Here is a 19096-nt window from a genome sequence, read left to right on the forward strand (position 1 = left end):
AAGGCCGGTAAGTGACATTCGTCGTGTCAAAGCTGACAGTCGTGGCACTAGGGTCGGCAGCAGTCGAGCTTGAGGAGCTGGGGATGACGTTTTCCAAGGAGCTGTGGGAGTCCGGGGCCGCCGAGGTGTACGCCGGGATCGTCCGGCATCCCTTCATCACCGGGTTGACCGACGGCACGCTGCCGCACAGCGCCTTCCGCTACTTCATCGTCCAGGACAGTCACTACCTGCGCTCGTACTCCCGTGCGCTGGCCCTGGTCGCCGCCCGGGCGGTGGACGAGGACGCGGTCAGTATGTTCGCCCGGCACGCCGCAGACGCCATCGCAGTCGAGCAGGAGCTCCACAGCTCACTCCTGGGCTCATTGGGTCTCACCTCCGCCGATGTGGACTCCGTGGGCTCCGGGCCGACCACTACGGCGTACATGTCCTACTTGACCGCTGTCTGCGCCACCGGGACGTACGCCGAGGCAGTGGCGACCGTGCTGCCCTGCTACTGGATCTACCGCGAGGTCGGGCGGGAGCTGCTCAAGCACTCCTCGCCGGACCCGGTCTACGCGGAGTGGATCGCCGCTTACGGATCCGAGGAGTTCGATGCGGTCGTAGAGTCGGTACTGGCGGTGACGGACCGGCTCGGCGCCGAGGTGGGCCCGGGTGAGCGCGACCGTTGCCACCGGCACTTCGCCACGACCACCAGGTACGAGTGGATGTTCTGGGACGCCGCGTACCGCGAACTGGATTGGCCGGTCTGATGCAGAACTTCTACGACGTGGTGATCGTCGGCGGCGGCCACAACGGTCTCGTCGCGGCTTCGTACCTGGCCGGTGCCGGCCTCAGCACGCTCGTACTCGAGCAGCAGGGCCATACGGGCGGTGCAGCGGTCAGCCAGCAGGTGTTCCCGGGTGTGGACGCTCGCCTGTCGCGGTACTCGTACCTGGTCAGCCTGCTGCCCGACAAGATCGTCGCCGACCTCGGCCTGTCGCTGGAGCTCCGGTCGCGCTCGGTCGCGTCCTACACTCCGGTACGCCGGGATGGGCGCGACCTGGGGCTGATGGTCGAGCGGCCCGAGGGGGCGGCTACCCGAACCTCCTTTGCGGCTCTGACTGGGGGCGATTCGGAGTACGAGGCCTGGACGTCTTTCTACAACTCTGTCGCGTCGCTGGCCGGTGTAGTCGCGCCAACCCTGCTGGGGCCGCTCCCGTCGGCTGCGGAGCTCCGCAAGCAGGTCGACCCTGCACTGTGGGAGGCGCTGATCGAGCGGCCCTTCGGTGAGGTCGTGGAGCGCTTATTTGTGAATGACACTGTGCGGGGGGTGGTGGCGACCGACGCGGTCATCGGCACCTTTGCCGGGCTGCACGACGAGTCCCTGATCCAGAACCGCTGCTTCCTTTATCACCTGATCGGCAACGGCACTGGCGAGTGGCGAGTGCCGGTAGGTGGCATGGGCGCCGTGACGGACGCCCTCGCCGACGCTGCTCGACGTGCGGGCGCCTCCGTGGTCGTGAACGCCTCCGTGACGTCGGTGGAAGCCGATGGCAAGCGCGCGGCCGTGACCTGGATGGGTGGTGACGGAGAGCGTTCGGTGGACTGCTCTTACGTACTCGCCAACGTCGCTCCCACTGTGTTGTCCGGCCTGCGCGGCCAGCCGTCCGGCCCGAAACCTGAGGGGTCGCAACTCAAGATCAACCTGCTGCTCTCCCGGCTCCCCCGATTGCGTTCCGGTGACGACCCGCGGCGGGCCTTCGCGGGCACCTTCCACATCGACGAGGACTACAGCCAGCTCGAGGCTGCGTACCAGTCCGCTGCTCTTGGCTCGCTGCCGTCGGTACCGCCGTCCGAGGTGTACTGCCACTCCCTCACCGACCCGTCCATCCTCAGCCCCGAACTAGTTGCCTCAGGCCACCAAACCCTGACCGTCTTCGGCGTCCACTTCCCCACCCGCTTGTTTGCCACCGACAACGACGCGGCCCGCGAGGAATCCGTACGCCGCGTCCTGGCCGGCCTGGAGTCGTACCTGGCCGAACCACTCGACCCCTGCATCGCCCGCGACGCCGACGGCAACCCCTGTATCGAAGCCAAAACCCCCGTCGACATCGAAGAATCCGTCGGCATGCCCGGCGGCCACATCTTCCACGGCGACCTCCAATGGCCCTGGGCCGAGGACGACTCCGAGTCCGGCCGCTGGGGCGTCGAAACCGACGTAGCCAACCTCCTCATCTGCGGCTCCGGAGCCCGCCGAGGCGGCGCCGTCAGCGGCATCGCCGGCCACAACGCAGCCATGGCAGTCCTGGACCTCCGCCCCTGACCTAACCGATTTCACTTCCACCCAAATCCCCTGCTACGATCCTCTTCGTTCGCAAGCACAACAGAACATGCGCCGCTAGCTCAATTGGCAGAGCAGCTGACTCTTAATCAGCGGGTTCGGGGTTCGAGTCCCTGGCGGCGCACCAACACTTAAGCCCTGGCAGACGTCGCAATCTGTTCCAGGGCTTTTGTGTTTTCCGGCAAGCTGGCCTCTCCGGCCACCTTTGACCGATCGCAGCTGTGCGTCACCTCACATGGTTCCGCTACGAGTCGCGGGACAAGTATGCGGTCCAGCCGCGCGCGGCCTGCAGTATCGATTCGTCGGAGGCGTCGTCGAAGGCGTGCAACTTCAGGAAGTGCCGGGTGATCGTCAGGCCGAGGATGCCGCTCACTGTGAGCAGGGCGCGCAAGTGTGCGTCGTCGCCGTCCAGTGATCTGGCGAGGTTGTCGACGCGTTCGTCGAGGTAGGCGCGCATCGAGTCGGCGGCTTCCGGCACTGTGAGCATGGATTGGACCAGTGCACTCGTCTCCGGTGGGAGATCGCGCAGCCGGTTGGCGAGTACCTCCAGAAGGTGCTCGGCGGCGCTCTCGGCGTCGTCGCTGGGCAGCTGGACAGCAGTGGTGAACAGGGCCGCCTTCGAGCCGTAGTGCTGCATCACCAGCGAGGCATCCACTCCCGCGACTCCGGCGATGCCCCGGATCGTCGCGCCGTCGAAGCCACGGGTGGCGAATTCCTGCCTGGCGGCAGCAAGGATCCGCTGTGCGGTGCGGGCGCGTTTGGCGTCACGGGAGGTCTCGTTCACAACTTCACTCTACAGCGTTGAGCGATTCGTGTATGGTTCACTCAACAGCGTTGAGCAGAATGCCTGCACCGGATCGGAGGCCCGCCGTGGTTTTGATCGCGATCGAAGAACACTGGAATCTGCCTGAGCTCACGTCGGCAGTGAAGGCACTCCCCTTGGACCGCGGGGACGCAAGCATCGTGTTCGACGAGATGGGCGACAATCTCGAGCGCCTCGACGACATCGGCGACGCCAGGATCGCGGCGATGGACAGCCAGGGGGTCGACCTGCAGATCCTCTCCCTGGCGCCACCCGGTAGCCAGCCACTGGATCCAGCGGACGCACGAACGCTCAGCAGGCGGGCCAACGACATCGCCGCCGAGGCCGTCGGCCGGCACCCCGCACGGCTGCGGGCCTTCTCCACTCTGCCGATGGCGGATCCAGAGGCCGCCCGCGCGGAGCTCGAACGTGCTGCCGGTCTCGGGTTCGTCGGAGCGATGGTGTACGGGCGGACTGCCGAGATCCCGCTGGACGACCCGCGGTACGACGACCTGTTCGCCACCGCCGCGGCCTTGCGACAACCGATCTTCATCCATCCGCAGATTCCATCGCGCGTGATCCGTCAGACCGTCTACAGCGGCTTCGACCCGGCGACCGATCTGGCCCTGGCGACTTTCGGTTGGGGTTGGCATCTGGAGGCGGCGGTCGCCGCCTTGCGCCTGATCGTCCGTGGCACCTTCGATCGCCATCCCGACCTGCAACTCGTACTCGGTCACTGGGGCGAACTGTTGTTGTTCTGGACCGACCGCGCCGACAGTCTCTCCAGCATTGCGGGTCTGGACCGGAAGGTGTCGGACTACGTCCGCTCCAACATCCACATCACCGCCTCCGGAATGCTCAATCCCACGCTGCTGCGCCATGCCCTGGAGGTGACCACGCCCGATCGGCTGTTGTTCTCGACCGACTATCCCTTCCAGCGGCCGGTCAGGACAGACATCGAAAAGTTCCTCACCGAGTTCCCCACCGACGAAGACCGCGACAAGTTCACCGCAGGCAACGCCTGTGCCCTCTTCGGTATCGACATCGCATCATGAAGGAACAGCAATGACTTCTCAGCGAAATGGTTCACCCACCCGCACGGTCGTCCTCGGCGGCGGCGGAACCGTCGGTGTCGCTTGGCAGACGGGTCTGCTCACCGGGCTGCGCGACGCCGGCGTCGATTTGGCAGGAGCCTCGGCAATCGTCGGAACATCCGCGGGATCCCTGGTCGGCGCGCTGTTGTCCAGCAGCCGCGACGTGACCGACGCGCTCGCAGTCCTGGCGGCGGTGGGGCAGAAACTCGACTTCGACTACGCACGATGCGCGTAGCTCTCGCTGACCTGTTGGTGGGCGCGGATGATTCCGGCGGCCGTCGCGATCAGGATCAGGGCGACTTCCAGGGCGCCGTACGCGACGGCTGTCGGTTCGAGGCCGAAGCGTTGGGCGGCGAGCCCGGCGGCCAGTGCGGGCACACTGAAGGCGAGGTAGCTGACGATGTACATGGTCGCGAACACCTCCCCGCGCCGGCTGTCCGGCGCCGCCTCGCCGAGTGCGTGGACGGCGAAGCGGAACGCCGCGCCGAAGCCCAGTCCGGCGACTGCCGATCCGGCCACGTAGAGCGGCAACGTAGTCAGCAGCATCGCCACGATCGTGACCATTACGCCGAGGGCGAGGGTTCCGTACCCGAGCCACTCGCGCCAACGCGTCGGCGAGACTGACGAGACCACGGTGCCGACCGCCCCGGCGGCGAAGAACACTCCGAGCACGATGCCGACGACGAAATGACTGTGCACCTCGAGGACGTCGCCGAGCACGGACGACCCGAGCGACAGGTACAACCCGGCGAGCGCCCACGTCGCGGCCATCGAAGGAACCAGGGCGAAGAAGACCGGCCGCACGGCCGCCGGAAGCCCGGCGCTCGGCCGCAGCGACCGCCAGAGCGACTCCCGCACGGCCGGCTTCGGATGGGCGCCCTCAGGGATCAGCCAGACGAGCGCTGCGAGCACCAGGTAGACCACGCCGAGGATCAAGAAGACGAGTTGGCGAGGCAGCGGCGCGAACTCCACGAGGGCGCCGGCGAGGACGGCTCCGATCACGATGCCCAGGGACGGTACGGCGCTGCTGACGACCGAACCGAACCGTGGGTTCGGCGCCGAGTCCATGATCATGGCCGTCGTCGTACCAGTGGCAGCGCCGACGGCAAGACCCTGCACGATCCGCGCGACCACGAGGCCGCCGGTACCTCCGGCGATCGTGAACAGCACCATGCCCAGCGCGAGCAGCACCAGCGCTCCGGACGCGACCGGGCGCCGACCGACCCGGTCGGAGAGCGAGCCGACGGTCAGCAAGGCGCCGAGCAACGCGAAGACGTAGACGGCGAAGACGACCGTCAGCACGAACGCGGAGAACCCCCACAGACGCTGATAGACGGGATAGAGCGGCGACGGCGCCGACGCGGCGGTCAGTGTCGCGGCGCCGGCCGCCCCGGCAACGACGAACGAGACTGAGCGGCTGAACACGGGAAACCTCCACCCAAAAGCAATGATCTTTGCTCTAAGGACAGTAGCGCCCGGATCTTCGTAAAAGCAAACTTCTTTGCTTAGAATGGCGGTATGCCTGACCGACCGAGTCGCCCTGGAGGTCGCAGCAACCGGGTGCTGACCGCGATCTACACCGCCGTCGGCGAGCTGGTCGGCCAAGGCGCCGACAAGATCAGCTTTCCGGTCATCGCCGAGCGCGCCGGGGTCAACCCGACGACGCTCTACCGGCGCTGGTCCGACGTCAACGCACTACTCGAGGACGTCGCCGTCGCAGCCCTGACCCGGGACAGCGAGTCCGTACCGGACACCGGATCCCTCGAGCAGGACCTGACGGACTGGGCCGACATCATCGCCGGCGACATCGCCCGTCCCGAGCGAGCCCGCTACCTGCGCGCGATGGTGGCGGCCCGCGTCGACCTCGTCGCGAACTGCGCGGTCACCGACGCCCGCCACGAGCAGGCGGTGGAGATGGTGCGGCGCGCCACCGAACGCGGCGAGAAGACACCGACCGTCGCGCAAATCCTCGACCACATCGTCGCGCCCCTGTACTACAACGTCATCTTCGCCCTGCCACTGGACGACGACCATCCCCGTCGCCTGGTCCGCGACGTACTCGCAATGGCCCGCTGAGCCCGCCGGGCACGACCCCTAGCCGGGTCGGTGGGTGGCTTCGGTGATGAGGTCGGCGACGATGCGGTCGGCGACCGTCTTCAGTTTGGTGTTGCTGTGCTGGGAGCTGCGGACCAGGAAGGCGAACGCCCGCTCCGGGGTGATCTTGTAGCGCTCCATCACGATGCCGACCGCCTGACCGATCACATTGCGGGTCGCCAGTGCCTCATTCATCGTCTCTTCGTGCTTTGCCCAGCCCATCGCGATCGCGACCAGGCCGGCGAACATCGCACCCAGCGCCCGCGTTTCACCATCCAGGCTGTGCGGTTCGTCCGCGTACAGATTCAGCGCTCCCCGCGCATGCGGCTCAGCGCGGAACTGGAACGCGATCTGCGCACCGAACCCCAGGCCGGCGGCGGCCGGCCCATAGTCTGGCCACCGTGGGTCCGAAGCCAGGTCATCCGCCTCGACCACCGGTTCGGATAACGCCGCCTCGAGGCACGGCCCCTGCCGAAGCTTGTACTGCAGCTGGTCTGCCAGCACCACTCGCTCATCGGTCGGCGCCAGCGTCTCGATCCGGCCGTCGCGCGTGGTGACCGACAAGCTGGCCTGAGAAATACCGGGAACCGTGTCGAGCGCACTGGCCAGAAGCTGCTCCAGCGTCGTGTCCAGGTCCATCGGGCCTGCCAGCGCCGCAGCCGCCGCAGTCATGACCGCGGCGAGCTCATCAGGTGAATCTACAGTCAACGCCAGCTCCTCAACGACAGCGATCCGAGCCACAGAATAAGCCGCCCGCCGCGATTCGATAAACCTATGCAACCGCAAGACCTGAAGGCGTAGTCCGGCGAGCGGGCGCGGGTAGACCCGAGCTGGGCGCGGTAGTAGCGGACTTGGTGGCGTGGGGATGGGTCCGGACTGCCAATTTGGACAAAAACTTCGGATTTTGACCAAAACGGGCAATTCGTTTACACGTGTCTTCCGGGCTGATCGGATGCCGTCACCATCCAATCTTCCGGAGGACACCGTGCGTCGTTCCCCTGGCCACCGGCAGCTGCTGCCGGTCGCAGCACTGCTCCTTGTCGCCGGCGTGGCCGTCCCCATGCCGGCCGGCGCCCAGCCCCCACCACCTACCGCGAGCGGCGTGGCCGTCTCACAGCACGAACCGCTGGTACTGACATTGATCACCGGCGACAAGGTGACGGTCGTCCGAGGGCCGGGCCGGGCGGTCTCGGTCCAGGACGTCCAGCGCGCCCCTGGCGCCACCGGACCTGTGCGGGTCGTGGTCGAGGCCGGCGACACCTTCGTCTATCCCGGCGAAGCGATGCCGTTCGTGGCGACCGGCCGACTCGACAAGCAGCTCTTCAACCTCAGCGAACTTCTCGACCAGGGCTACGACGATGCCCACTCCACCGACCTGCCGCTGATCGTCACCAGCTCCGACGCCGCCACCCGCTCACGGTCAGCCCGTACGCCGCTGCCGGGAGCGACTGTCACCCGCGAGCTTCCGTCCGTCGCCGGATCGGCAGTGCGAACCCAGCGGTCGCTGGCCGCCGCCTTCTGGTCGGCGCTCACGGACACCGGCCAGCAAAACGCGCGGCGGTCGGCGCCGGTCACCGGAACTGAACCCTCTTTCGCCGCGGGCATCGAGAAGATCTGGCTCGACGGCAAGGCGAAGGCGCTGCTCGCGGACAGCACCGCCCAAATCGGTGCCCCGGCCGCGTGGCAGGCGGGCGCGACCGGCGCCGGCGTGCGCGTCGCAGTACTGGACTCCGGCGTGGACGCCACTCACCCGGACCTGGCCAAGCGCATCGTGGCGAGCAAGAGCTTCGTCGCCGGGCAGGACGTTGCGGACCGCAACGGCCATGGAACGCACACCGCCTCCACCGTCGCGGGCACTGGCGCAGCATCGGACGGCAAGGAGCGCGGCGTCGCCCCCGCCGCCGACCTGGTCGTGGGCAAGGTACTGAGCGACACCGGATCCGGCCCGATCTCCGGCATCATCGCCGGCATGGAGTGGGCCGTGCGGACCGAGCACGCCAAGGTCGTCAACATGAGCCTCGGTACGGCGGCATGGCACACCCAGGATGATCCGCTGAGCGAGGCGGTCAACCGGCTCAGCGCCGAGACCGGTGCTCTGTTCGTGATCGCCGCCGGCAACTCGGGCAACAACCCCTACAGCGTGAGCGCCCCCGGTACTGCGGATGCCGCGTTGACCGTGGCCGCAGTGGACGGCTCCGATGTCCTGGCCGGCTTCTCGAGCGCCGGGCCGCGGATGAACGACGACGGACTCAAGCCCGACCTGTCCGCACCCGGTGTGGACGTCCTGGCCGCACGCTCGCAACTGATGAACGACGGCGGCGAGGGCTACTACCGCTACGACAGCGGCACGTCGATGGCGGCACCCCATGTCGCCGGAGCTGCCGTCCTGCTGGCCCAGCAACACCCTGAGTGGACTGGGCAGCAGATCAAGGAAGCGCTGATGAGTACGACCGCACTGACCCCCGACTACACGCCGTACCAGGCAGGTACCGGCCGGCTGGACGTTGCGGCCGCCTACCTGCACGCGCAGGTCGTCGCGACCGGATCGGTGGATGCGGGACTCGTTGCCTGGTCACCGAAAGCGGACCGGTCGCCGGTCAAGCGTCAGATCACCTACCGCAACACCAGCGACCGCCCGATCACGCTGCAACTCTCGACCGACCACGGCACCGCCCCGAGCGGGATCTTCACGATCGCTGCCGGTCAACTGACGGTGCCGGCCCATGGCACTTCCACCGTCGGCGTGGTCGCGAACCCGAAGGGCCTGGCGCCCGGCCAGTACGCCGCCCAGGTCGTCGCCCGCTCAGCAGCCGGTACGGTGCACACGGCCGTGGGGCTGGCCATCGAACCCGAGAAGCACAATCTGACCGTTCACCTGAAGGACCGATCCGGTAAGCCCGTCAGCGGCGAGGTCGAGATCACCGGCGCCGACGGCAAGACCAACGTGGTCTGGGTGCCGGACGGCAAGCTCACCAGCCGCTGGGCGCCTGGCACGTACACGCTCGTGTCCACGCTGGACATGGAAGGCAGCCACGGCCCGCACTCCCTGGGTCTCGCGGTGCTGACCGCTCCCGAGGTGAACCTGACCGGCGACCGGGACGTCGTACTGGACGCGTCGCGCGTGCGTGAGGTCAAGGTCGCGACGCCACAGCCGACGACGGTCACCACCAGCAGGGTCGACATCTTCCGCTCCTTCACGTCGACCGTGCCGACGGCCGACGACGCGCAGGCCTTGCACGAGATCCTGATGCCGCCACCCGACTACGACAGCCTGTGGGCACTCCCGACCAAGAGCAGCGTCCGTCAGGGCAGCTTTGTCTTCACGACCCGCTTCCGGGCCGAGCAGACTCCGCTGAAGATCACGTACGGCGGCCGCAGCTTCGACGACGCGCTGCTGGTGCAGCCCGGCTCCCCCGCGTTCCGCGACGGCCGCACGAAGGTCGCTGCCGTCTTCGCCGGTACCGGCACGCCCGCCGAGTACCAGGGTCTGTCCGCACGGGGCAAGGCCGTGGTCATCCGGAACAGCGACCTGACAGCCGTCGACCAGGCCGCGGCGGCGCACAACGCCGGGGCGGCCATGCTGCTGGTGGTCAACGACGGCGACGGTCGCCTGACCGACTGGTACGGCGACCCCGACGGTCGGGCGGCCGGACCGATTCCGGTCGCCTCGCTCACCCTCGACGACGGTGAGGCACTGATCAAGAAGATCTCCGCCGGCCGGACCGACCTGACCGTCGAGGCGCACCCGATTCCGAAGTACCTGTACGACCTGGTCGACTACCACCAGGGCCGGATCCCGGACGACCCGTCGGCGGCCACGGATCCCGGCAGCCTCGCGCGGATCGAGAACGACTTCGCTCCGACGGGCGGCCAGCGGGTGCTGGAGAGCCGTGAGGACAGCCCGTCGTACGAGCACTGGCCGGCCGCGTACCCGTACGCCGGCTTCGGGATGGTACGGGTGCCGCCGTTCCCGAGGAAGCAGGCCGTTGGGCACCGGACCGACTGGGTGTCGGCGGGCAAGGGCGTCAAGTGGCAGCAGTACGCCTCGACCGACAGTTGGGCAACCTTCACCGACGTCGTCGGCTACCAACCGCGAAGCGTCCAGAACGAGCGGTGGTTCGGTCCGATCAGCCGGCCGCGGATGATGGAGTTCGAGGTTCCGCACCGGGTCGGCAACGCGATGGGCGGCATGATCGCCGGCTTCGGTGACGGTGGCTCCGCGCACAGCGGCGACTCGCTGATGACCCGCAGCTTCGCCCTCTGCCAAGGCGACCAGAAGCTGGCGCAGAACGGACCACGACCGGAGTTCGGCGTCGGCGACCTGTCGCCGCAGAAGCTCCCGTACCGGCTCGTCGTCGACACGGTGGGCAGGGCCGACATCACGCCGTACTCGACCACAACGCACACCGAGTGGAGGTTCACCTCCGGCGAGGCCGACAACCTGGCGCTGCCCCTGGCCCAACTCGACTACGGCACCGACGTGGACGCCGCCGGCCGAGCGAAGCGCAGCTCGCTCTTCTCCATCAAGCCCGCGGTCCTCGGCAGCACCGCTCGCGAGGACTCGGTCAGCTCGGTCGCGCTGGAGGTCTCGTACGACGACGGGGTCACCTGGCACCAGCAAGCCCTCAAGCAAAACAAGGCCTCCTGGCAGACCCGGCTCCACGCCCCATCCAAATCCAGCTACCTATCCATCCGAGTCACCGCCACCCAGCGCAACGGCGGCGGCATCACCCAGACCATCACCCGAGCCTTCGGCCTGAACTGAGCCCGTAGGCATTCATGGGGGCTGCCCGTCGGCAGCCCCCATGAAGTCGAGGTCAGCCCTGGAAGTAGGCGCCGGGGAAGTCGACCGCTGAGCCGGGCACCGGAGCGATCAGGTCTTCGTTCGGCTCCTCGTCGAGGTAGCCGATCACCGGGCAGTTGATCAGCGCCTTCACGCTGCCGAACTCGGCGCCACCCGGGCCGGTCAGCAGGTCGGGTCGCTGAGCGGCCAGCTTCAGGATCTGGAACTCGTCGGTCTGCCGGGTGTTGAGACCGGCCTTGACCGCCTTCGGGGTCCACTCCCCGAACTGCGCCTCCCACAGCGGGCTGTACGCGGCGCGGCGGTTGTTCTCGGTCAGCGTCGGGAAGTCGCCCTGCACGTTGAGCGCGTCACCGTTGTTCAGCAGCGCCTGCAGCAGCGCCTTGTTCTTCAGGGAGGCGTCCTCCGCGGCGTGACCGTCCAGGATCACGTGCGACAGACCCTGAGCCTGCGGGTTGTGCGCCCCCGTCTGTCCGTTGACGAACGGGAAGATCCGCTCTCGGACGCTGCCCAGGAAGTCGTCGCCGCCGGCGAAGGCGGTGCCGTTGAGCGCGGGAACGTAGGTGGCCCGCTCCAGCACCGCGGTGGTCGCGTCACTCGCATCGGTGGAGATGTACAGGATCCGCTTGCCGGAGTCGAAGCCACGGACCAGCAGCAGATCGACCGAGGCACCATGGAACTGCGCCGGCCCGGTGGCCTTGGCGGCTGGGTGAACGGCCAGTACCCGGTCGCCGGTGTTCGTGTGGTGATCGACATCGAACGGACCATTGCCCACAGCAACGATCGGCGCGTTGTAGACCGTCTGTGATCCGGCGATCCGGATGAACGGACTGTACTTCGCTCCGCCGACAGCACCAGGCGTCGCCTCGGCCGGCGGGAACCCGGTCGGGCCTGCCTTCAGCACCCGGGCCGGGCTGAAGTCCGGAATGCCCTGGAAGTGCACGACACCCTCATTGAAGACGTTGCCGGCCGCCGCTGTCAGAGTCACGTCCTGCACACAGTCCGGGCAGCCGATCGACGCGTTGCCGAGTTTCGGCGCGTAGTTGAGGCCGAGATCGTCAGCGGCACCCTGGTCGGAGGCCTCGGTCAGGACGTACCAGACCGTCTGACCCTCGAATTCGCCACGGTGCAGCGGCAGCCGGACGAAGCCGTTGGTGAGGTCGACCTTGACCGCGCTCGGCAGGATGATCTTGCTCGACGGCAGGACACCGCCGGCCGTCCGTACGTCGGCAGTGCTCTTGAGGGCCGGTGAGGTCGAGGCGTTCGCCTGGACGGCGATGGCGGAGACGAGCGTGGTGACCGCTGCCAGGCCGATCAGGCCGCCGCGGATCACCCGCCGGCGTTGCTGGGTTCGCACGTGATACTCCTCGGTGAAAGGCGGAAATCGATGGCATCTTCAGATGCCTCGCCACCGTAATCCGGAATATCCACCCGCGACATTATCCCGACCTTACAGAATGCGCCTGAATTCCGTCATCGAATGGTAAGCAGATCGTTTCGCCTTACCTGGAATAGAATGGTGTGTAAGATCATACGTATGGTGAAGGACTCGATTCCCGCTGCTCAGTTGATGCCGCGTCGGCTGCCGGTGGGGCGGCTCGGGGTCTCGGTGGTCGCCGAGCTGGTGGATCTGATCGTGACCGGCCGGTTGAAGGAGGGCGATCTGCTGCCCCCGGAAGGTCCGCTGAGCGACCACTTCGGCGTCAGCCGGACGGTGCTGCGTGAGTCGGTGAAGCGGCTCGAGGAGAAGGGTCTGGTGACCGTCTCGCAGGGCCGGGGCACCCAGGTCCGGGCACCCGGGTACTGGAACATGCTCGACCCAGTGGTGCTGTCGGCGCTGATCGACAACGACGAAAGCCTCGGCGTGCTCGACGAGCTGACGGTCGTGCGCGCGAGCCTCGAGTCCGCGATGGCCGGCGCGGTGGCCGGCTCGCACACCGCGGACGAGCTCAGACGGCTGGAGAACGCGCTGACGGCCATGCGGGAGAGCGAGTCGGAGACGGACTCGTTCCGGCAGGCGGATGTGATCTTCCACTACGCCGTGATGGAGATCTCCGGCAACCGGCTGGCTGAGAACATCGCCAAGCAGGTCTACAAACGAGCGGTCGAATCCACCCGGTACCAGGGCATCAACCCGCCCGACGCGGTGGCGCTCACGCTCAAGGAGCACGAGGCAATCGTCAAAGCCATCGCGCGCAACGACGTGGCCGCTGCCGAGAAGGCGATGCACTCCCACATTCACGTGTCGTGGGAGCGACGCCGGCCGTCCGACCACGCTCCCCGGCCGCGCAGCCGGAAGCGTGGTCAGAAGAGGCTGTAAACCTCGGCGGCACTGCCACCGAACACCCGCAGTCGCTCCGCCTCGGACAGCCCCGCGAACAGGCTGTCCACAGCAGCCTTCCAGGCCACCGCTCCTCCGCCGAGTTCGGCCAGCGGCCAGTCGGAGCCGTACAGGACGCGATCGACCCCGAACGCCTCGAGGGCGAACGTGAGCCGGTCGGCCAGATCCGCGGCCTGCCAGGATCCCGCGGCCAAACCGGAAACGAGACCCGAGACCTTCACGGCGACGTTCGGCCTGCGAGCCAGTTCGCGCAGGCCGGCGGCCCAGGCCGTTGTGTCTCCGCCCGGGGCCGGCGGACCGCCCAGATGGTCGAGCACGAAGCGCAGTCCTTCGTGACGACCAGCCACGAGTGCCGCCTGAGCCAGCTGCCACTCCCGTACGACGAGGTCGAAGCAAAGGCCTTGTCGCTCGAGCGCCGCGAGACCGGCGGCAACGTCGTCCCGCAGCATCCATTCGGGATCCGGATCGATGTGTACGAGATGGCGCACGCCCACGACGGGGACGGTCGCGGTCCGGCGGATCAGGTCGAGCTGGGCATCGACATCCGAGGTGAGGTCGACCCACCCGACCAGCCCCGCGACCACTGACGGATCCAGTTGAGCGAGCCGGACGCTTTCGCCCAGGCTGTTGCTCGACTGCACCACGACCGCCCGTTCGAGACCGGTCGAGGCGAGCATGGCTTTCAGGTCCGCAGCGCCGAAGTCCCGGGCGATCGGCGCCATGCTCTGCGGATCGATCCAGTCCTGCGGGTCCAGCGCCCGATCCCACAGGTGCACGTGGGCATCGACGCCGACCGTCATCCGAGATGCCACACTTCGTCGATCGGTTGCCACAGGGAACCGGGATTGCGTTCCTCGGCGATCCTCACCTGGCACGGATCGGTGTGCGTCCACCACTCCTGCGAGACCGGGTCGTCCGCGATCCGTTGCATGTCCGCGTCGTGGTCCTCGCCGACGTACTCGTAGTACGCGAACAGGATGTCGCCGAAGACGAAGATGCTGTAGTTGCGAATGTTGCACTCGACAAGCTTCTGCTCGACGCCCGGCCAGACCGCGCTGTGCAGCTTCAGGTATTCCTCGCGCTTCTCTGGACGCACACCGACGACGAATGCCCGGCGCTCCGGTTCGCGGGTCACGAGACCGGCCTCAACGGTGCTGCCGGAACGTCGATCACGTCCGGTTCGGCGACCAACCGCAAAGCGGCGCGCTCCGGCCGGATGTGTGGTCCTGTCGCTGCGGGAGCGGCCGCCGTGGAGTTGCCCGGCGAGAGCTGGGACTCGTCAACCAGAATGCCGATGCCTGGACGGTCGCCCAAGATGATCCCTCCGTCGTCGAACTGCTGGTCGACCTCCAGGCCGACCGGGAAATGGAGATCCTGGACCTCGTAGGTCAGGAGATTCGGTACGGCGGCGGCCGCGTGCGCAATCGGGTTCGCGTTGTACGCGACCGGGCTCACCGGCAGGTCGTGACCATGCGCCAGCGTCGCCACCCGGAGGAAATGCGTGATCCCCCAGACGTTGCCCACCTGGACCACATCGAGGGCCTTGGCGTCGAGCAGCGGACGGTACTGCTCCAGCCCGGTCAGGTTCTCGCCGCTGGCGATCGCCGCCCGGACCTTTCCGCGCAAGGCAGCCAATCCGGCCGCATCCCATCTGCGCAACGGCTCCTCCACCCAGGTCAGATCGACGCGCTCCTCGATGGCGGCGACGTACCGGGCGGCCTGGGCCTGGTTCCACGACTCGTTCGCGTCGAACATCAGCGCCGGCCGGCGCGAGTTGCGGCTGAGCACCTCGCGGACGATCTCCAGCCGGGGCAGGTCCCGGTCCAGATCGCGACCGCCCTTGAGCTTGCCGGCCTTGAAGCCGCGGTCCGCGAACCGGCCGTACAGTTCGGCGAGCTCCTCGTCGGTCAGGCCGTACTCGAGGCCGGACGCGTAGCCGGGGACGAAGCGTTCGCGCCCACCGAGCAGCCGCCACAACGGCTCCTCGGCCGCCTTCGCCTTCAGGTCCCACAGGGCAGTGTCGATGGCTCCGATCGTGCCGAAGACGGGTCCGGCATGACCGGTCTTGAACACCCAGTCGAGCATTCGGTCGTACAGGGCAACGACCGATCGCGGGTCCTCGCCCTCGACCGCGGGGAAGACGCGCGCGATGTCCGCGTGCGGGCCGAGGCCGACTCCTTCGATCCCGGCGTCGGTCTCGACGATGAGCACGGGGACCGGCGTGGTGTTGCCGCTCTGTACGCCGTTGACGTCGCCGGTGACCCTCCCCCAGTCGTGAACCGTGCTCAGACTGCGGTATCCGGTGATCTTCATATCGGGTTCTCCTTGAGGGCCGGGGCGGTCATTCCTTGGTTCCTCCGGCCGTCATTCCCGAGACCAGGAACCGCTGGGAGAAGAGGAAGACGATCAGCACCGGCAGGATCGAGACGATCGTGGCCAGCGCCAGGGTGGGCAGCTGGATGGAGTCCGATCCCGCCGAGCTCGGGTTGAAGGCCGGCGTCGCGGCCAGCAGCGAGGTGAGCCCGACCTGGATCGGGTAGCCGTCGCTGGAGGGCAGCATCACGAACGGCAGGAAGAAGTTGTTCCAGTTCTGGACGAAGCTGAAGAAGGCGACCAGCGCGACGATCGGCGCGGCCAGCGGCAGCGCCACCCGGGTGAAGACCTGGAACTCGGTGCAGCCGTCGATCCGGGCCGCGGCGAGCAGGTCCCGCGGGATGCTGGTCGAGAAGTAGATGTAGGTGAGGTACACACCGAAGGGGAAGAACGACATCGGCAGGATCACCGACAACGGACTCCCGATCAGGCCGACGCTGTTCAGCTCCAGGAAGATCGGCAGCACCAGCGCCGTGTTGGGGATCAGCATGACTACCAGAGTCAGCACCAGGAGGGCCCTGCGCAGCTTGAACTCGGTGAGCGCGAGCGCGTACCCGGCGGGGATGCCGACGATGAGCGTGATCACCAGCGCGCCCACCGCATAGATCGCGGAGTTGCCGATCCAGGTGGTGACCGCGCCGTCCTGGAAGGCGAACAGCTGGTGCCAGTTGGCGACGAGGTCGTGCCATGAGCCGACCGAGAAGGGGTTCGAGACGGTCAGCGCCTTGGCGGACTTGGTGACGGCGAGCAGCAGCCAGACGACCGGGACGGCGAAGAAGAAGACGCACAGCGTCACCACGACGCCGGCGACCGACCGGCCGCTCCATCCCCGGAGGTTCGCGAGGCGGTGTTCGACGGTAGTACTCGACATCCTCATTCCCTCTCGAAAAGGCCGCCACGGGTGACGAACACCCATGACAGCAGCAACGCGACGACCAGCAGGATCAGGGAGATCGCGGCCGCCCCGTTGAAGTCGTTCTGCTGGAACGCGTACTGGTACGCGAGCTGGTTCAGCGAGTAGTCGTTGGGAACAACGGCATTGCTGGCCTGGCTGAGCAGTTGCGGCTCGACGAACAGCTGGGTGCCGGCGGCCAGCGACATGACGCCCATGTAGGCGATCCACTTGCGCAGCAGCGGAAGCTGGATCCGGAGCGCGATCTGTCCCACGCTCGCGCCGTCGACCTGGGCCGCCTCGATCACCTCCGTGCTGATGTTGTTCAGGGCGCCGTACATGATCACGATCCACCCGCCGGCCCCGGTCCAGAACGCGATGATCGCGAAGATCGCCGGCAGGTGCCCGGGCTGGATGACCGCCACGAAACTGTCGAACCCGAAGGCCCGGAGCAGACCGCTGACCGGGCTGGCGGTGGGATCGAGGACGAACAGCCAGAGCAGCACACTCGACGCGCCGGCCAGAGCGCCGGGGAGGTAGTACACGAAACGCAATGCAGTACTTGCCCAGCGCAACCGGATGGCGTGCACCAGCAAGGCAAGGCCCACCACCAGGACGACGAGCATGACCAGCCAGATGACGAGGTAGACGGCCACATGAAGCACAGCCGGCCAGAACCGGAAGTCCCCGACGACCTTCGTGAAGTTGGCCAGACCGGCGAACCCGCCGTCGGCGTTGGTGAACGCCAGCACGACCGCGTACAACGCAGGACCGACCCCGAACGCCAGCGCGAGCAGCGCGTAGAGCGAGACGAAGACGTAGCCGATCCGTGTGCTCCCGGGTGCCCGGCCGTTGCCCGGCGCTGGTCGCCGGCGCTCAGGGGCGCCGGCGACCAGCGGATCGCTCGGTGCAGCAATCGTCATTCAGCTCACCGAGTATCCGTCGACCTTGGCCTGGTTCTGGATCGCCTGCTGCCAGGTCGGTAGCAGCTCGACAATCGACTTGCCGCCGGTGATCCCGGTCGTCATCGTCTTCGCCCAGATCGCTTCCTGGCTGAAGATTCCGTAGCCCCAGCCGTCCCAGACCTGCGAGGCGGCGGTCACGATCGGCTCCATCGAGGTGGCGAAGTACTTGCTGGACTCCTGCTTCGCGACCCACTTCTCAGCGGCCGGCGCATAGGCGGGGTATCCCGGTGCGACGTTGACCTGGTAGTCGTCGGCAGTGGTGACGAACTGGACGAACTTCTCAGCAGCGTCGAGGTTCTTGGAATGGCTGGAGATGAACCATGTTCCGCCACCCACGTTGCCGGTGACCGGCTTGTCGTCCCCCTTCCACGGCAGCGGCGCCGCGATGCCGAGCTGGCCCGGGGGCACGTTCAGGGACTGCGGGTTGTTGAAGATCGCTCCGGCGTACCAGGCGGGGCCGGGCATCATGAGCACCTTGCCGGAGTACTTCTTCACGAACTCCGGGGTGAAGACGCTCACGACGGGGACGGTTCCGTTCCCGCGCAGCGTGTCCAGCATCGACGCCGCCCGCTTGCACTCGTTCGTGTCGGTCTTCACCGTGACGGCCTTGGGACCGGTGACGTCGTTGGCCTGGCACTTGCTGGCCCACAGGAACACCTCGGGCGTCCACGCGTCGCCGGCGGTACCGATGATGTAGCCGGGGTGCTGCTTGGCGACCTTCTCCCCCAGTGCCTGGTACTCCTCCCAGGTCTTCGGGACGGTGTAGCCGAGCTGGTTCATCAGCTTCTTGTTGTACCAGAGCACAGCCTGCGCGAGGTCGTTGCGGAGGCAGTACACCTTGCCTTCCACGGTGCACGGGTTGAGCGAGCCTGCAGTGAACTTCGCGAGCGTGTCACCAGGAACCAGACCTTTGTCCAGCACGGCCGCGAATGCCTGCTTGCCCCCACTCTGCTGACTGGCCCAGGCCGCGTCGTTGTTCTGGGTCGAGAACACGACGTCCGGCCAGCCGCTGCCGGCCCGGTCGAACAGCTGCATCTTCGTGCGGAACGAGTTGGACCCGTTCGCCGACCCGTCATAGGCGACCACCTGGATCTTGGTGTCCGGGTTGGCCTTCTGGAACGCCTTCGCGGCGGCCTGACGGTCGGCGTCCACCCAGACCGTGATCGTCGACGTGGCGTCCTGCTTGGCTTCGGGGAAGCCGCGGGAACCGTCCTGCGCCTTGGCATTGCTGCCGCAGCCGGCCAGGACGAGGAACGCGGTGGCGGCACAGAGCCCGGCCACCGCCAACCTGCGGCGGGAGCGAACCGCCGTGTTGATTCCGATCATCAGATGTCCTTGTCTTCGACTCCGGGGAACAACGCGGAGTGCATTTTGGTTCGTGACTATAGAGCATACGTATGACGTTTCACCATGC

Annotated in this window: 17 protein-coding genes and 1 tRNA gene; 8 read left to right on the top strand and 10 right to left on the bottom strand. The window is 67.3% G+C overall.

The window, feature by feature from the left end; genetic code table 11:
- Window positions 1-83 precede the first annotated feature (83 nt).
- The 3 genes from tenA to ACIA12_RS15305 all read left to right on the top strand — a co-directional run bounded on the left by tenA (window position 84) and on the right by ACIA12_RS15305 (window position 2447).
- The gene (gene tenA, locus ACIA12_RS15295; RefSeq protein WP_396367589.1) at window positions 84-749 is read left to right on the top strand and encodes a thiaminase II; all 666 of its coding nucleotides are present in this window, start codon (window positions 84-86) and stop codon (window positions 747-749) included.
- Window positions 749-2302 (top strand): phytoene desaturase family protein, encoded by a 1554-nt coding sequence (locus ACIA12_RS15300; protein ID WP_396367590.1) that lies wholly within the window; start codon window positions 749-751, stop codon window positions 2300-2302. The genes tenA and ACIA12_RS15300 overlap by 1 nt, the downstream gene beginning before the upstream one ends.
- Window positions 2303-2371: 69 nt before the next feature.
- Window positions 2372-2447, top strand: a tRNA-Lys gene (locus tag ACIA12_RS15305).
- A gap of 117 nt (window positions 2448-2564) precedes the next feature.
- On the opposite strand, the gene ACIA12_RS15310 is transcribed toward ACIA12_RS15305, so the two are convergent.
- A complete protein-coding gene (locus ACIA12_RS15310; RefSeq protein WP_396367591.1) occupies window positions 2565-3104 on the bottom strand; it encodes a TetR/AcrR family transcriptional regulator in 540 nt (179 codons plus the stop codon).
- An 86-nt stretch (window positions 3105-3190) separates the two neighbouring features.
- On the opposite strand from ACIA12_RS15310, the gene ACIA12_RS15315 reads away from it, so the two are divergent.
- Window positions 3191-4177 (top strand): amidohydrolase family protein, encoded by a 987-nt coding sequence (locus tag ACIA12_RS15315; protein ID WP_396367592.1) that lies wholly within the window; start codon window positions 3191-3193, stop codon window positions 4175-4177.
- Window positions 4178-4187: 10 nt separating this feature from the next.
- Window positions 4188-4451 (top strand): patatin-like phospholipase family protein, encoded by a 264-nt coding sequence (locus tag ACIA12_RS15320; RefSeq protein ID WP_396367593.1) that lies wholly within the window; start codon window positions 4188-4190, stop codon window positions 4449-4451.
- On the opposite strand, the gene ACIA12_RS15325 is transcribed toward ACIA12_RS15320, so the two are convergent.
- Window positions 4433-5641, bottom strand: a complete 1209-nt coding sequence (locus tag ACIA12_RS15325) for an MFS transporter (RefSeq protein WP_396367594.1) — start codon at window positions 5639-5641, stop codon at window positions 4433-4435. The two genes, ACIA12_RS15320 and ACIA12_RS15325, sit on opposite strands and share 19 nt — an antisense overlap.
- Window positions 5642-5734: 93 nt before the next feature.
- Between ACIA12_RS15325 and ACIA12_RS15330 the strand changes: the two genes are divergently transcribed.
- Window positions 5735-6292 (top strand): TetR/AcrR family transcriptional regulator C-terminal ligand-binding domain-containing protein, encoded by a 558-nt coding sequence (locus ACIA12_RS15330; RefSeq protein ID WP_396367595.1) that lies wholly within the window; start codon window positions 5735-5737, stop codon window positions 6290-6292.
- 18 nt (window positions 6293-6310) lie between these two features.
- Here ACIA12_RS15330 and ACIA12_RS15335 read toward each other — a convergent pair whose 3' ends face one another.
- Entirely contained in the window at window positions 6311-7018 is a 708-nt protein-coding gene (locus ACIA12_RS15335; protein WP_396367596.1) for a GAF and ANTAR domain-containing protein, read from the bottom strand.
- Between the two features lie 277 nt (window positions 7019-7295).
- On the opposite strand from ACIA12_RS15335, the gene ACIA12_RS15340 reads away from it, so the two are divergent.
- Entirely contained in the window at window positions 7296-11075 is a 3780-nt protein-coding gene (locus ACIA12_RS15340; protein WP_396367597.1) for a S8 family serine peptidase, read from the top strand.
- 52 nt (window positions 11076-11127) lie between these two features.
- Here ACIA12_RS15340 and ACIA12_RS15345 read toward each other — a convergent pair whose 3' ends face one another.
- Window positions 11128-12468, bottom strand: coding sequence for a hypothetical protein (locus tag ACIA12_RS15345; protein ID WP_396367598.1), 1341 nt, complete (start codon window positions 12466-12468; stop codon window positions 11128-11130).
- 180 nt (window positions 12469-12648) lie between these two features.
- On the opposite strand from ACIA12_RS15345, the gene ACIA12_RS15350 reads away from it, so the two are divergent.
- Window positions 12649-13431: a FadR/GntR family transcriptional regulator gene (locus tag ACIA12_RS15350; protein WP_396367599.1), complete on the top strand. Its 783-nt coding sequence runs from the start codon at window positions 12649-12651 to the stop codon at window positions 13429-13431.
- Here ACIA12_RS15350 and ACIA12_RS15355 read toward each other — a convergent pair.
- From ACIA12_RS15355 to ACIA12_RS15380, 6 genes are read right to left on the bottom strand one after another with little or no spacing between them, the layout of a single operon-like run.
- The gene (locus tag ACIA12_RS15355; protein ID WP_396367600.1) at window positions 13416-14252 is read right to left on the bottom strand and encodes an amidohydrolase family protein; all 837 of its coding nucleotides are present in this window, start codon (window positions 14250-14252) and stop codon (window positions 13416-13418) included. The two genes, ACIA12_RS15350 and ACIA12_RS15355, sit on opposite strands and share 16 nt — an antisense overlap.
- The gene (locus tag ACIA12_RS15360; protein WP_396367601.1) at window positions 14249-14587 is read right to left on the bottom strand and encodes an L-rhamnose mutarotase; all 339 of its coding nucleotides are present in this window, start codon (window positions 14585-14587) and stop codon (window positions 14249-14251) included. Before ACIA12_RS15360 ends, ACIA12_RS15355 begins: the two co-directional genes overlap by 4 nt.
- Window positions 14584-15765, bottom strand: a complete 1182-nt coding sequence (locus ACIA12_RS15365) for a mandelate racemase/muconate lactonizing enzyme family protein (protein ID WP_396367602.1) — start codon at window positions 15763-15765, stop codon at window positions 14584-14586. Before ACIA12_RS15365 ends, ACIA12_RS15360 begins: the two co-directional genes overlap by 4 nt.
- Before the next feature lie 28 nt (window positions 15766-15793).
- Window positions 15794-16696 carry a carbohydrate ABC transporter permease gene (locus tag ACIA12_RS15370; protein WP_396367603.1) on the bottom strand — a complete coding sequence of 301 codons (903 nt, stop codon included), beginning with the start codon at window positions 16694-16696 and terminating at the stop codon, window positions 15794-15796.
- A gap of 2 nt (window positions 16697-16698) precedes the next feature.
- Window positions 16699-17640, bottom strand: a complete 942-nt coding sequence (locus ACIA12_RS15375) for a carbohydrate ABC transporter permease (RefSeq protein WP_396367604.1) — start codon at window positions 17638-17640, stop codon at window positions 16699-16701.
- Window positions 17641-19008: an ABC transporter substrate-binding protein gene (locus ACIA12_RS15380; protein ID WP_396367605.1), complete on the bottom strand. Its 1368-nt coding sequence runs from the start codon at window positions 19006-19008 to the stop codon at window positions 17641-17643.
- Window positions 19009-19096: the final 88 nt, after the last annotated feature.

Source organism: Kribbella sp. NPDC051620, from assembly GCF_044453825.1.
Classification (GTDB): Bacteria; Actinomycetota; Actinomycetes; order Propionibacteriales; family Kribbellaceae; genus Kribbella.